This window comes from Marinomonas phaeophyticola (assembly GCF_026966905.1).
Lineage (GTDB): Bacteria > Pseudomonadota > Gammaproteobacteria > Pseudomonadales > Marinomonadaceae > Marinomonas > Marinomonas phaeophyticola.
In genome coordinates, this window is sequence record NZ_JAPUBN010000024.1 from 183,772 (window position 1) to 197,649 (window position 13,878).

Below are 13,878 nucleotides of genomic sequence, written 5' to 3' on the forward strand. Positions count from 1 at the left end.
ATTCAGTTGATTCCCTCAAGGTCAACTCGGGTTAATCGTCCATCAATCTTAGGAGAAACTGAGCCAGACGCCTCTATGTAATAAATAACAGCACTCCAAACAAACGGATCTTCCAAGGGGTAATGCTTCGTTTTTTTACCAAGAAATACATTATAGTTATCACCACCTTCATGTAAGAAATCCCTTGTCGCTAAGGTGTAGCTCTCTTTCGTTAACGGTTCACCTGCTTTCGTAATAGAAAGCACTCGATCACCTATAGGTCTATTTAAATCATAAATAACTTCAAAACCAGAAATATGCAGAAATCGCCCCGATAATTCGCCCACAGCACTAAGAGAATGCTCCATCGCTTGTTTTAATTCCGCTGGCGATATATCAAATACCCTTACTTTACCACCGAAAGGCAGCTCATTTTGAATGTCTTTTCGAGTAAATACAGTCCCTGCACTGTAGTGCTTATAACCTCTTATCGAGCCACCATTAATAACAGCAAAATCAGTATCTCTTATCGATCTCAAAGCATCAGCAAACAAATTCCCTAAAGCATTTTCCTCTGTCCTCACACTCAACCTTAAAGAATTTACTGGAGTAAGCAGAGTACCAACCTCTTGATTTAATACGATAGAAAGGCGATTAATATAATTATCAACCACTTTACTCACCTTAATACTTTCCTCAAAACCTGAGTAATCAATCACTTCTGCCGTTGAAAGCTTATTATCTGAATTAAGCTGTATTTTGATCAACTCTCCGTCATTCCCCCCTCCTTTTGCAAATAATGGAGAGCCTGAGAAGTCCACTTCATCTTTATCTTCAACAGAGACAAGCACTAGGTCTACAAACGCCATTTCTGAAATGTCATATTCAATAGCAAGATCACTACCGACAACAGAAATCACTTTGTCAGCCCCTTTTTGTCTTAATCTATTGGCTAACTCTTTCATTTCATACAAAGGAGGCCTAACAAACGCCTGGCCCTGCAAATAGCGAACATTGACCGTCGTAGACATAATCATTATGACGCCGATAGAAAGACCATCCTTTTCCGTTAAAAAATACGAATAGGTTCCTTCTATTTGATCCATAGTTCTCATATCACGGACATTCGACAGTATCATTGGAAAGCTGGCTTCTTCCGTTCTTAAAGACAATGCGTCTAAGCCTTTGGCAAACTCTCTTTGATTAACCATAAAGGCATCCGTCTCCATAACATTTAATATATCAATCATATGAGCACCCTTGTCATAAACAGACAGCGCATTAGGAAATAAGCTATCGCCTCCATGAATAAATAAGACGCTTTCATCCGATTCTTTTTTTAATGTTTCTATATATCCAGCAAGATTCGTTATGCCTCTCCCTTTGTCATCTTGAAAAATATCAGGGATATTGGAGGTGAAGAGTAAGGTGACTGCAGACGCAGGTCTAGGAAGCAGCAAAGTACTTAAAGAAATGATTAATAATAAAGAATTTGAAACTTTCATACAGAACCTGTAGCACAAGCTAATTCTTGTGGCTTTATCCATTAAGCGAAAATAGAAGTTTATTCAAAGTAAGTGTAACTTGTTTTAGCCGTTCATCAAGGAAAGAAGTATTATTCTACTGTTTGATTGCATTATAAAGACATAAAAAAAGCCGCTTTCAATTACTTGAAAACGGCTTCATTGAGAGACACTATATTATTTAAAAGTACGTTGGCGCACTTTTTCTAGACGTTTTAAAATAGCATCTAAGCGCTCAGGTTTAACCATAAACTCTTGAAAACCTTTCATGCCTTCTTTAGCCATATTTGGATTAGTATCTCGATCATAGAATTGAGCCGTACCATCCGCTTCATTTAGCATTTTCACACCTTTATTTAGGAAATAGTTATCCGGTGCTTTAGCGTCTTTATGAGGAGGAATTTGTAACAAGGCCTTGTTAACCAAAGTTTGATTCTCAGCTCTTGCCATAAATCTCAAGAACTTACGAGCATCTTCTTTATTACTTGCCTTCGCTGGGATGTGGATGGTATCCATTGGAGCATCTTCGGCCACATCAACAGCAGGGTCAATAATTGGGAATTGGAAGAAGCCCATTTTTCCATCTAACTCAGCAGGAAAGTTTGGTGTAATGAAGTTACCAATTAGGTACATCGCGGCTTTACCATTGTACATAAATGGCTGTGCTTCTTGCCAAGAATAGGAAGAATGGTTTTCTAGGTAATAACCTGGTTCAACCATTTGCTTCCAGTTTTCAAATGTCTTACGAACACGATCATCTGTATAAGGGATCTTGCCATCCATTAAATCAATATGGAACTTCAAACCGTTTGTACGCATATTGATATAATCAAACCAACCCGCCGCAGTCCAAAGATACTTTGTACCAATCGATACTGGAGCGATATCATTTGCTTTCAATGTCGCACTCGCCGCTAAAAACTCGTCCCACGTTTTTGGCTCAGCAATACCGTATTGTTCAAAGATATCTTTGCGATAGTAAACGCCCCATTGATAATAAGTATATGGAACACCCCATTGTTTATCATCAATCGTCATTGCAGGTTTCGCTGTCGGCATTACATCATGTAATTTTTCCTCATCCCAGATATCACTCACGTCTTCTAGAAGCCCACGCTCAACAAATGTTTTCATACGGTTTCCCGCATACCAAAACACAAGATCTGGTGGTGATGTTGCCAACCAGTTACGAATCGCGGTTTTATAACCTTCTTTATCGTATAGGTTATATTTCACTTCTACGTCAGGATTCTCAGCTTTGAATTTAGTTACAATTTCTTCAAATGCTTTTTTGGGTGCTGGATCCGCTTGGTCAGAGTTAATAACTAATGTACCAGCTTGTGCTGATGCCATCATAGTTGCTAATACGGTACCTGCGATCAAAGATTGAATTTTTTTCATGCTTTAGGAGCCCTCTCTTTTTCTTATTAAAATGGAACTAAGTTTCAGTATTAAACAGAAAATCACTTTCGTCAACAAATCAAAAGCAATTAATGTCATTTTTTGACTATTTTTTGTTCTTCTCTTGCTCTTTTTTCCAAACGGCCACACCACACGACGCTAATTTAGCACCTCCAATCAAAGGCAAAGCCTTAGTTGGACGGAAAATTTGAGGTATTGAACTGTAGTTAAAGGCAAAAATAAGATCTCCCCTTTGTCGAATACGTATCCCTTTAGGAAGGAAGTAAGGAGCTAGATTGGCTTTTTCAGCTAGCCGACTCAGGCTTGCCTTCAATACCTTATTGTCAACGCAAGAACCAAGGTAATAACGTTGACCACTACCAACTAATACAGGATCACCCGTGCTATCTTGTAACAACACAGGCAATTCTGTTTTAAATTGCTCATGCCAGTGCTTCAGCATGCCTTCACCCCAGAGACCATTCACGTGCAACGGCATGTGTTCAGGCAAAGCATCAACACGCTCAACCGTTAACGGCAATAGTTTCGCCAACGGACCTGGAGGTAAATTTTCAGGTATCTGATAGCTTTCTGTCTTACTACCAGATCTAGGCCCTACTAATAAAACCCCTTTATAGCTTTCAAGACGACTTGTTAGCTCTGGGGACACATAAGATTGTGCCGGTAAGACCAACATCTGATAATGGTCAAACTCCGCTTTAGAAGAAATAATATCCACACTTAAGCCGAGTTCTCTTAATGCTTCATACATTCGATAGCACCAGAACAGATAACGATATGCTTTGGATTGAGGCTGTATATCTAAAGACCAGCAAGCATCATAATCAAACATTAAGGCCACCGAGCCAGCACTAGGTAAAGACACTAAAGCGTCTACATCCACCCCTAACTCACTCGCTAAACGCTTAACTTCCGTCGCAACCTGTTCCGCTTCTGCGGCCGCTTCAGCATACTCACCATTAGGCCTCAGCAAACCAGCATGCATTTGCTCTTGCGCAAATGGCGCCTGTCTCCAACGGAAATAAGACACCATTTCAGCCCCATGAGAGAAAGCCTCCCATGTCCATAAACGAACAGCACCATCCGCTGGGGACGGGTTATGGGGAGCCCAATTCACCGGTCCAGGCTGTTGCTCCATAATCCATAGGCGACCTTTGCCACAACCTCGATATAAATCGTGATGAAAAGCACCAAAATCAGGATGGCCTGTTCGGAGGTATTCATGTTTCTCTGTCGCAGTGTAAATGTCTTCTTGATCAAGAAAACCTAAAGGATAAGTATCCCAACTGGCAACATCTAAGTCTTCACCCACTTTATGATGATCAAAAGCGGTGAAAAAACCCATATAGTTATGCACTAGATCACGACCGCTTGCATACTGTCTTAAGATGTCGACTTGTAAGCGATTATACGCGACCACTTGATCAGAACAGCATCGTTGAAAATCCAAACGATGAGAAGGATTGGCTTCCGTTACAGTGAGGTTGGGGAGTTCAACTTCATCAAAAGAGCGATAATCCATGCTCCAAAAAACATTACCCCATGCCTTGTTTAATGCATCAATATTTTGGTATTTTTCCGCTAACCAAAAACGAAAAGCACGTAAGTCCGCGTCTCCATAACTTAGAATCGTATCATGGCACCCAAACTCATTATCCGTTTGCCATGAAACAATCGCGGGATGCTGGCCGTAACGTTCAGCCATCATGGTTACCATTCGACGACATTCCTCCCGATATTCCAAACTGGCAAAGGTATAATGGCGACGCGAACCAAATCCTCTAACACGACCCTGTTCATCTTTCGCCAACATAGAAGGGTGCTTATCCACCAGCCACTTAGGAGGAGTTGCTGTTGGCGTTCCCAAGATCACCTTTAATCCATGTTCATGCAGCACCGCCAGCGATTCATCCAACCATCGCCAATTAAATACCTCGGGCTCAGCTTCTATCGTGCTCCAGCTAAACTCGCCTATTCGAACGTATTCGATACCAATTTTTTGCATTGCTTGTGCATCTTGAACCCATCTCTCTCTGGGCCAGTGCTCAGGGTAATAACAAACACCTAATTTCATTTTCTATGCTCCCGCAAACGCCTGTCCAGGCGCACCTGCAACATCCACTTCAATCGCCACCACATGCCCCGCTAAAGAGGATGCCTCCAGCTCTGTTTCATTCATATCGACGCTGGCAGAGGTAATGAATAAAGTTTTTCCATTAGCGCCTCCAAAGGCACAGCTGGTCGGTTTTGCAAAAGGCAGCTCTATAACCTGCAATATCTCACCTTGTGGGCTATAACGTACAACGCGGGAGCCATCCCATTGTGCATTCCAAAGACACCCCTCAACATCAATAGCGGATCCATCAGGCCCCATACCAGCAGGCGTTTTCAGAAAAGCCTCTTGGTCTCTTATGTCTGTAAATTCAGCGGATGAAAACGCATGTACAGCCCCTTTCATCGAATCACCAAAATAAAACACATCTCGACTTTCATCCCAAGCCAGAGTATTTGCAATACCAATACCATCGAGCATTTTTTGCTTTTCACCTGTTGCCAAGACTTTCCAAAGCCTCCCCGTCAGTGAGGTTTCTGCATCATCCATAGTGCCAACCCATAAGCTCCCGTTAGCATCACACTTAGCATCATTACTGCGGTTACCAGGGATATCCTCGTCCAGTTTACACAAGTACGCTAAGACGCCTGTCTCTTTATCTAAATACGCCACACCATCGGCAAGAGTAACCAACAACCTATTACTTTGTGTCGTAAACACGGCCGATACTTTTTGGGGAAGCGTCCAATGGGTGTATTGCCCCGTTGTTTGATTCCAACACCAAACTTGGCAAGCAGGAATATCTACCCAATACAGAGATTGTTCCGCGTCACTCCAAAAAGGACCTTCGGCCAAATGATGTCGTTGCTGGCTGATTTGAGTTACGGTTGTCGTCATTACGATCTCTCTTTCCACGCCGCGGCAAACGCCAAAGCATTTAGGCGAGTTTGCTCGACAGATTGCCCTTTTTTATACAGGGCGGAGCCTAAACCAAACCCTCGCGCACCAGCATCAAGATAATCACCCACATTATCAGGAGAAACGCCTCCCACAGGGCATAAACGAACTTCTTTTGGCACCACGGCTCCCATGGCTGAAATCACTTTTAAAGACGGCAACGCTTCGGCTGGAAATATTTTTAACGCATCAGCACCAGCGTGAATAGCCGCAAAGGCTTCCGTCACGGTAAAGAACCCTGGCATAGTGTATAAACCTGCGGCCTTGGCGGCGCGAATGATTTCTGGATCCGTATGAGGAGCCACCATCAAACCTGCTCCCGTTGCGATTAACTGTGCCAACTGCTCCATAGTCAAAACAGTACCTGCACCGATGAGCGTGTTTTCTCCATAAGCCTCTTGCAAAAGGCGAATACTTTCAAATGGGTTTGGCGAGTTTAATGGCACTTCTATTATACGAAAGCCAGCGTCAATCAGGACTCGACCATGTTCTAGCACTTCGCTTGGCTCAATGCCTCGCATAATGGCTACCATCGGAAGTTCTTGCATCATTGCTTCAAAAGAATGTGTCATCAGTTTGCAACTCCTGTTAAAGGTAAAGAATGTTGTTGATTCGCCGCCATATACTTCAAACCTCGTATACTGGCTTCGCTGGCATCTAGAAACTCACTACGTAATCCATGAGCCGCTAAGGCAAGAGCATAGCGTTCACTTAAATTATGACTGCCAATTAAGAGAACGCTGGTTTGACTAGGCTGTAAGGCAGCTAAAATATCTTTAACATCAGTTCCGATAACCACCCCAGATAAATAGTCCCTTCCTTCTTCCGCCGTTAATTCACCACATACGACGCGACTACGAGTACTAAATAAATGATGTAAAAAACCACCCATAGTTAAGCTGGTTGCAACGCCTTTATTAAACGCATCTGTATGTAATACATTAGAAGAAGGCAAGCCTTTCACTAAACTAGAGTCGTCGTTTAAGCGTGCGAAAATTTCTCCAGACAGTGTAGTAGAAAACTGCTGTATTCCTCCGTCTTCAATCTGTACCCATTTACAATGGGTTCCTGGCATACAACACAGAGGGTTTTCACCTTCTCGTCCCTGAGATGCTAACCAATCTAATGCCCCCAATAGCTGAGTTTCTTCACCACGAATAACATCATGGTACCCATGAATACCTAACCCTTGAATACCAGGCACAATGGCCACTGGACAGGGCAATGCAGTACTTAACCAATGGAGGTGATCCGCTAAAGACGGCAGTGTTATAGGACAAGATTGATAAGGTACCTCTTGCCAACCGCCTCGACTTCCTACCATACCGGCCATATACACAGGTAAATCGGCACGTACCCAATCTCCTAACAAGGTTTTTAAGACTCCTTCAAACTCATCACTATCAAGCGACAACATGCCTTTTTCACTTTGCTTTTGAGCTTGAATGTCTCCATATTGATCGACAAGAAATGCACGTAAATTCGTAGTCCCCCAGTCGATGGCAATAAACAGAGGTCGACTATTTTCAGATGAATCCATTAGACACGCCCTCCGTCGACGACTAAGTTTTGCCCAGTAATCATCCGACTATCATCAGAGCCCAAAAACAGAATTAAATCAGCCACATCAGAAGGCTGCATTTTTTCCTTCAACGCTTGTTGCTGCATCAACTCAGCCTCCGCTTCAGGAGTCAGCCATAATTGTTTTTGCTTTTCTGTCATAACCCAACCCGGCAAAACCGTATTTACACGTATTTTATCTCGACCTAATTCACGAGCTAACGCTTTTGTTAAGCCTGAAATAGCCGCTTTTGCCGTCACATAACCCGGATACCCCTCTAACCCTAATAACCAAGAGTTAGAACTCATATTAATGATACTGCCACCCCCTGCTTTCGCCATTGCTGGGGCTACCGTTTGCGCGGCAAACACATGATGTTTTAAATTAACCGACATACAGGCATCAAACTGCTCTGATGTCATACTCGATAAGGTGTGACGATGATCGTTAGCGGCATTATTCACTAAAATTCGTATCGCCCCCCACTCAGCCATACGAATCTGAATGGTCTTTTGTAAGGTCTCAATATCGGTTAAATCCACATAACTAAAATGCGCCTGTAAACCTTGGTGCAGCAACTCATTTGCTAAAACCTCCCCTGCGGTCTTATCAATATCAAAGAAACTAACGGGGCACCCCTGTTGAGCAAGAGACCTCACTAGGGCTTCACCAATTCCGGACGCACCTCCACTCACGAGAGCATGACGCCCGGCAAGACTAGAATAAGTCGTATCTGTCATTAGTGAGACTCCCTACTAACCGTTGAGCCACTGCTGCCCACTAGGAAATCAAGATCGGCACCTTCATCAGCTTGCATAACATGATCAATATACAATTTGGCATAACCACGCTTATATTCACTTTCTTCTGGCACCCAAGCCTCTTTACGACGGGCCATTTCTTCATCCGATATATGCAGATGCAAGCCTCTACCTTCCACATCTAGAGTGATTTCATCACCATTCTGCACTAATGCTAGGGGGCCACCCACAGTCGATTCTGGAGCCACGTGCAAAACCACTGTGCCAAAAGCCGTACCACTCATTCGAGCATCACTGATACGAACCATATCCGTAATCCCTTGTTCCAGTAGCTTACTTGGTAATGCCATATTGCCCACCTCTGGCATACCTGGATACCCTTTTGGACCGCATCCTTTTAGCACCAAAATAGAATCTTTATCGACCTCAAGTTCTGCCGTATCAATACGCGCCTTGTAATCTTCAATATTTTCAAAAACAACCGCTTTCCCTGTATGTTGTAACAACGCAGGAGTCGCTGCACTGGGTTTAATAATCGCGCCTTGAGGCGATAAATTACCGCGCAAAACGGCAATCCCTGCATTTTTACGTAGTGGTTTATCTAACGGTAAAATGACGTCTTCATTAAAACATTCCGCGCCTTCAGTAATCGTTCCAAGGCTTTCTCCCAAGACCGTATTCGCTGACATATCAAATTCATGACTTAGGCGCTGAATCAATGCGGGAAAACCGCCGGCATAATGAAAATCTTCCATTAGATACTGTCCGGATGGCATGAGATTCACTAAACATGGGATTTCAGCACCGATACGATCCCAATCTTCCAATGTCAGATCAACACCAATCCGCCCGGCAATGGCCAATAAATGCACAACGGCATTCGTCGACCCCCCAATGGCGGCATTGGCACGAATGGCATTTTCAAACGCCGATTTAGTTAAGATATCTGACGGTTTTAAATCTTCTTTAACCATCTCTACAATACGAGAGCCAGTTAAATGAGCAAGCGCTTGACGGCGAGCATCTACCGCAGGCAAGGTACCGTTTTCTGGTAACGACATACCTAACGCTTCCACTAAACAAGACATCGTTGAGGCCGTTCCCATTGTCATACAAGTGCCTCGAGATCGAGACATTCCCGACTCCGCTCTCATAAACTCATCCAAGGACATTTTTCCACCGCGAACCGCTTCACTGAATTTCCAAACATCCGTTCCGGAACCAATATCTTTACCACGATACTTACCATTCAGCATGGGACCAGACGACACAACAATCGTTGGCAAATCAACCGAACACGCGCCCATCAACTGCGCCGGTGTTGTTTTATCACAACCGCCTAAAAGGACCACACCATCCATACCATAAGCACGCATGGACTCTTCTACATCCATACTCATTAGGTTACGAAACAACATGGCCGTCGGCTTCATTTGGGTTTCCCCAAGAGACATGACGGGGAATTCTAAGGGCACACCACCCGCTTCCCAAACACCACGTTTAACGTATTCCGCCAATTCACGTAAATGGGCATTACAAGGGGTCAGTTCACTCCAGGAATTACAAATACCAATAATTGGACGACCGTCAAAACTATGGTCTGGATATCCTTGATTTTTCATCCAACTACGGTGGATAAAGCCATCTTTATCTAGTTTTCCATACCATTGTTGGCTACGTAGTGCTTTCTTTTTTGTGTCTTTTGGATCTGTCATTTAATTTTTCTCCGTAGCCGGAACGGCTTGAATAGTCAGCAAAATAAGTGCTTCGGGGTCAATAATAGGTAACTGCAAACCGATATTGCTCAAGGTTGCTCCATTTAATGTCAAAGACTGCTCCCACCATGCGGGGAGGGCTTTCATCAAATGTCCTCCTAAAGTACTGTGCTCTAAAATGGTTATTTCATAAGTTTGTTCTGCAATTAGTCCAGGAAAACGAACCGGTAATGGCTGTGCTTGCTTAGGCATAGCCAACTGTGAATAGACTGCAAACCCCGATACACCTTCTTGGTCTAGAGCCCACTGAGTTTGAGCTCGGCCATCGGCACTTGGTAATCGCCAATTGCGTCCTGTATGGGAGAGATTTCTTAAGGTTTTATAATGGGATAACCAACGAGTTAACGTTTGCTTCTGTTCCGCGTTGGCATCCAGCAAGTTCCACTCAATCCCTAAATGCCCCAACATGGCTGTACCCGCTCGAAAAGCCACATCGTGCCTTCGGCTCGTTGTGTGGCTTTGATCCGGACCAATATGGGCCCCCATCACTTCCGGTGGAAAAAAATAACTAAAGCCCCGTTGGATAGCGCTGCGCTCCAAAGCATCGTTACAATCGGAAGCCCAAAACCGCTTAGTATAATTTAAAATACCAAAGTCAACGCGTGCGCCACCAGAGGCACAACTTTCAATTTCTAGTGCAGGAAAGGCGTCATTTATTTCTTTAAGCAAACCGTATAACGCCAGAACCTGTGCATGCGCTTCAGGGTGAATATCACTACCTGGCTGCGTATATTCTCGATTCATATCCCATTTAACATAATCAATAGGGTATTCCGATAACAGACTAAATAAACGTTCGCGAATGTATGCGTAAGCTTCTGGATTCGCAAGGTTAAGTACCAATTGATAACGACCTAACACCGCGTCATATTGTGGTAACTGCAACGCCCACTCAGGGTGCTCTCTGAATAAGTCCGAATCAGGATTCATCATTTCTGGCTCAAACCAAAGCCCGAACTCCATACCTAAATCTTTTACATGCTGTATTAAAGGCATTAACCCATTTGGGTATTTTTTGCTATCTACAAACCAATCTCCTAAAGCAGCTTGTTCATGATTTCGGCCTTTAAACCACCCATCATCTAGGATATAACGCTCCACCCCTACTTCTGCTGCCGCATCCGCAAGCGCTTTTAATTGCTCAAGATCGTGTTCAAAATAAAACGCTTCCCAAGTATTTAAATGTACAGGTCTTGGTTTTGAAAGCTGTAAACGAGTACGTGCTTCTCTATGAAAAGCCTGACTCATTGCATTCAAACCTTGATCACTGACATTCGCTAGAAACTCAGGAGTGGTTATAGAGGCGTTCGGCTGAAGCACAATTTCTCCAGGGAGATACAAGGCTTCGGCTTGAATAAATCGATGCCCTAAAATGGTGTAATCTGCTTTTAACCTGTGGTTACCTGACCATGCAAGGTGCGCCCCAATGACACGGCCCTTGAGTTCGTCAAAGCCCTCCTCACCGACGATAACGCAAGGAAAATTCGCATGTGAATTCCGCCCTTGGCGATTTTCTTGCAACCATGTGGATTGCCAGCTAGAGCGTTCTTGCTGAAACTCTTGGCACCAACGACCATAAAAGCCCATGCGTTCAGTAAAGTACTCAGGCACAGGTAGAGTGCAAGCTAAACGTTCTACATTAACCTGAGTGGTGCCGTTATTTGTTAAGGTGATTTTTTGAGATAGAACGCCCGATTCTAACAGCGCAATATTAAGACAGACAGCCAACTCAGCCACGGTATCACTCAAATACACACTAAAACCGAGGTTCTGTTCCACCACCTTATCAAGAGACCAGACAGCCGCCCACGCGGGTCTATCTAACGCAGTCACCTCAACAGCGGGCGATTGCAACCAGCCACGCCCCGCTTCTGGTAATAAACTCAACCTAGGCGGTTCCTCAAGCATGGCTTGTGGCACACCAGACTGCATTGCAAGATACAAATTGGCCGCCTGCGTATCTAATGGCAGCGCCAGACCAAAGTACACCAGTTCGGGCGCACCCTTTTCTGGACAAGCTAATATCAATGTTTTACCGGCTTTATCCTGTCGATAAAACCCAGTATTTGCCAATACGGCCATTCTGTATTACCCCTTCGTCGCGCCAAGCGTTAAGCCAGCAATAAAATGTTTTTGCATCGCAAAGAAAAGCACTACAGGTGGCAGTGCAGCAATAATAGAACCCGCTGAGATAAGTTGCCAAGAGGCTAACCACTGACCTTTAAGCGCACTGATACCGGCGGTTATAGGGCGAACTTCATCACTTTGAACCAATACTAATGCCCAGAAATAGTCATTCCAGATAAAAGTAAAAATCAATACCGATAATGCCGCCAATGCAGGACGAACTAATGGCAAAACAACATACCAAAAAATCTTCCATTCACTGACTCCTTCCACTCTAGCCGCTTCAATTAATTCATCAGGCAGAGCGACAATGAAGTTACGCATAAACAAGGTACAAAACCCAGTTTGGAAGGCGATATGGAACAGGATTAAACCGGTTGCAGAATCATACAGCCCCATATCAATGGTCAAATCACGTACAGGAATCATCAAGATCTGGAATGGCACAAAGTTACCAGCAATAAAAGTGGCAAACAGAGCGACAGACCCCTTGAACTTGAATTTAGCCAAGGAATAACCTGCAAGCGTAGATAACGCCACAGCGCCAGCCACCGCAGGCACGGTAATCAGAATAGAGTTCATTAAATACTTAGCCATGGGAGTGGCTTGAAAAACCTGAACATAGTTTTCAATGATCATCCATTCACTGGGAATCCCCCAATAGTTACCCGCATTGATGTCTGCAACGGATCGTGCGGATGTTAATAGCACAGCGGCCATAGGCAATAGCCACAACAACAAGGCGATCCATATAGCCACTCGATAACTGATGTTTGCTGGGGCCGATAATTTTTCAATTGGTGTTGGAAACATTAGGCTTTCTCACTCTTCAGCATGCGCCACAAGAAGTAGGCAATATAAATATCCATAATCAAGAACAATACAGTCGCAATAGCGGCACCATAGCCAGCGCGATAATTAAAGATCGACTGCTCGTACATGAAATACGCCAATACATTAGAGCTACCGAATGGTCCACCGCCAGTCATGGTCGCCACTAAGTCGAAACTACGCAGTGCACCAATGACAGTCACCACAATAGCAATAAAGGTTGCAGGACGAAGTTGAGGCAAAATAACGTGCCACAGCATTTTCCAACCATGCGCTCCATCCAAACGAGCCGCTTCTATTTGATCGGGACTGAGATTATTTAACCCTGTGAGATATAAGATCATACAATAGGCAATCTGAGGCCAAAGACCCGCCGCAATGATGCCGAATGTGACCCAATTCTCATCGGACAGAATCGCCACAGGCTCAAACCCCATACCAGTCCAAACAATATTGAAGAGACCGTATGTTGGATCATAAAACCATGAAAACACTAAGCCGATAACAACTTGAGAGATAACAAAAGGAAAGAAAAACATAGACTTAACAAGTCGTATGCCCATTACCTTTTGATTCAAAAATAATGCGATTGCTAAACCCAAAGGAGGGGCAAGCATATAAAAAACCATCCAATAAATGTTGTTTTTTAATGCAACCCAAAACTGTTCATCGGCAAATAACTCAATGTAGTTATCCAAGCCGATAAAGGTTTTTTCACCTAACCCATCCCATTCATACAAGCTGAGCAAAATGCTCTGTACGATGGGCAGAATGACATAAACAGAAAACATGATAACCGCTGGCGCTAAAAAGAGCATCGGCATCCACTTTTGCTGTTTGCTATGCATTTTCTGCATGGCCCTACCACCTCTTATTCTTATTTGTTTTA

Annotated in this window: 11 protein-coding genes; all 11 read right to left on the bottom strand. The window is 43.8% G+C overall.

The genetic code is table 11. The annotated features are described in order from the left end of the window. Positions 1-2 precede the first annotated feature (2 nt). Positions 3-1,484 carry a bifunctional metallophosphatase/5'-nucleotidase gene (locus tag O1D97_RS19145; protein ID WP_269127818.1) on the bottom strand — a complete coding sequence of 494 codons (1,482 nt, stop codon included), beginning with the start codon at positions 1,482-1,484 and terminating at the stop codon, positions 3-5. 195 nt (positions 1,485-1,679) lie between these two features. Continuing rightward, positions 1,680-2,903 carry an ABC transporter substrate-binding protein gene (locus O1D97_RS19150; RefSeq protein ID WP_269127819.1) on the bottom strand — a complete coding sequence of 408 codons (1,224 nt, stop codon included), beginning with the start codon at positions 2,901-2,903 and terminating at the stop codon, positions 1,680-1,682. Between the two features lie 106 nt (positions 2,904-3,009). Beyond that, a complete protein-coding gene (locus O1D97_RS19155; RefSeq protein ID WP_269127820.1) occupies positions 3,010-4,998 on the bottom strand; it encodes a beta-galactosidase in 1,989 nt (662 codons plus the stop codon). A gap of 3 nt (positions 4,999-5,001) precedes the next feature. Continuing rightward, positions 5,002-5,874, bottom strand: a complete 873-nt coding sequence (locus O1D97_RS19160) for an SMP-30/gluconolactonase/LRE family protein (protein ID WP_269127821.1) — start codon at positions 5,872-5,874, stop codon at positions 5,002-5,004. Then, positions 5,874-6,506, bottom strand: coding sequence for a 2-dehydro-3-deoxy-6-phosphogalactonate aldolase (locus O1D97_RS19165; RefSeq protein ID WP_269127822.1), 633 nt, complete (start codon positions 6,504-6,506; stop codon positions 5,874-5,876). Before O1D97_RS19165 ends, O1D97_RS19160 begins: the two co-directional genes overlap by 1 nt. Continuing rightward, the gene (locus O1D97_RS19170) at positions 6,506-7,474 is read right to left on the bottom strand and encodes a 2-dehydro-3-deoxygalactonokinase (RefSeq protein ID WP_269127823.1); all 969 of its coding nucleotides are present in this window, start codon (positions 7,472-7,474) and stop codon (positions 6,506-6,508) included. The genes O1D97_RS19165 and O1D97_RS19170 overlap by 1 nt, the downstream gene beginning before the upstream one ends. Further along, positions 7,474-8,235 (bottom strand): SDR family NAD(P)-dependent oxidoreductase, encoded by a 762-nt coding sequence (locus O1D97_RS19175; protein WP_269127825.1) that lies wholly within the window; start codon positions 8,233-8,235, stop codon positions 7,474-7,476. Before O1D97_RS19175 ends, O1D97_RS19170 begins: the two co-directional genes overlap by 1 nt. Beyond that, positions 8,235-9,971, bottom strand: a complete 1,737-nt coding sequence (locus O1D97_RS19180) for an IlvD/Edd family dehydratase (RefSeq protein WP_269127826.1) — start codon at positions 9,969-9,971, stop codon at positions 8,235-8,237. The genes O1D97_RS19175 and O1D97_RS19180 overlap by 1 nt, the downstream gene beginning before the upstream one ends. Beyond that, a complete protein-coding gene (locus O1D97_RS19185; RefSeq protein ID WP_269127827.1) occupies positions 9,972-12,113 on the bottom strand; it encodes an alpha-galactosidase in 2,142 nt (713 codons plus the stop codon). Between the two features lie 6 nt (positions 12,114-12,119). After that, complete coding sequence (locus O1D97_RS19190; protein ID WP_191601992.1) at positions 12,120-12,971, bottom strand: carbohydrate ABC transporter permease; 852 nt, start codon at positions 12,969-12,971, stop codon at positions 12,120-12,122. After that, positions 12,971-13,846, bottom strand: coding sequence for a carbohydrate ABC transporter permease (locus tag O1D97_RS19195; protein ID WP_191601991.1), 876 nt, complete (start codon positions 13,844-13,846; stop codon positions 12,971-12,973). The genes O1D97_RS19190 and O1D97_RS19195 overlap by 1 nt, the downstream gene beginning before the upstream one ends. Positions 13,847-13,878: the final 32 nt, after the last annotated feature.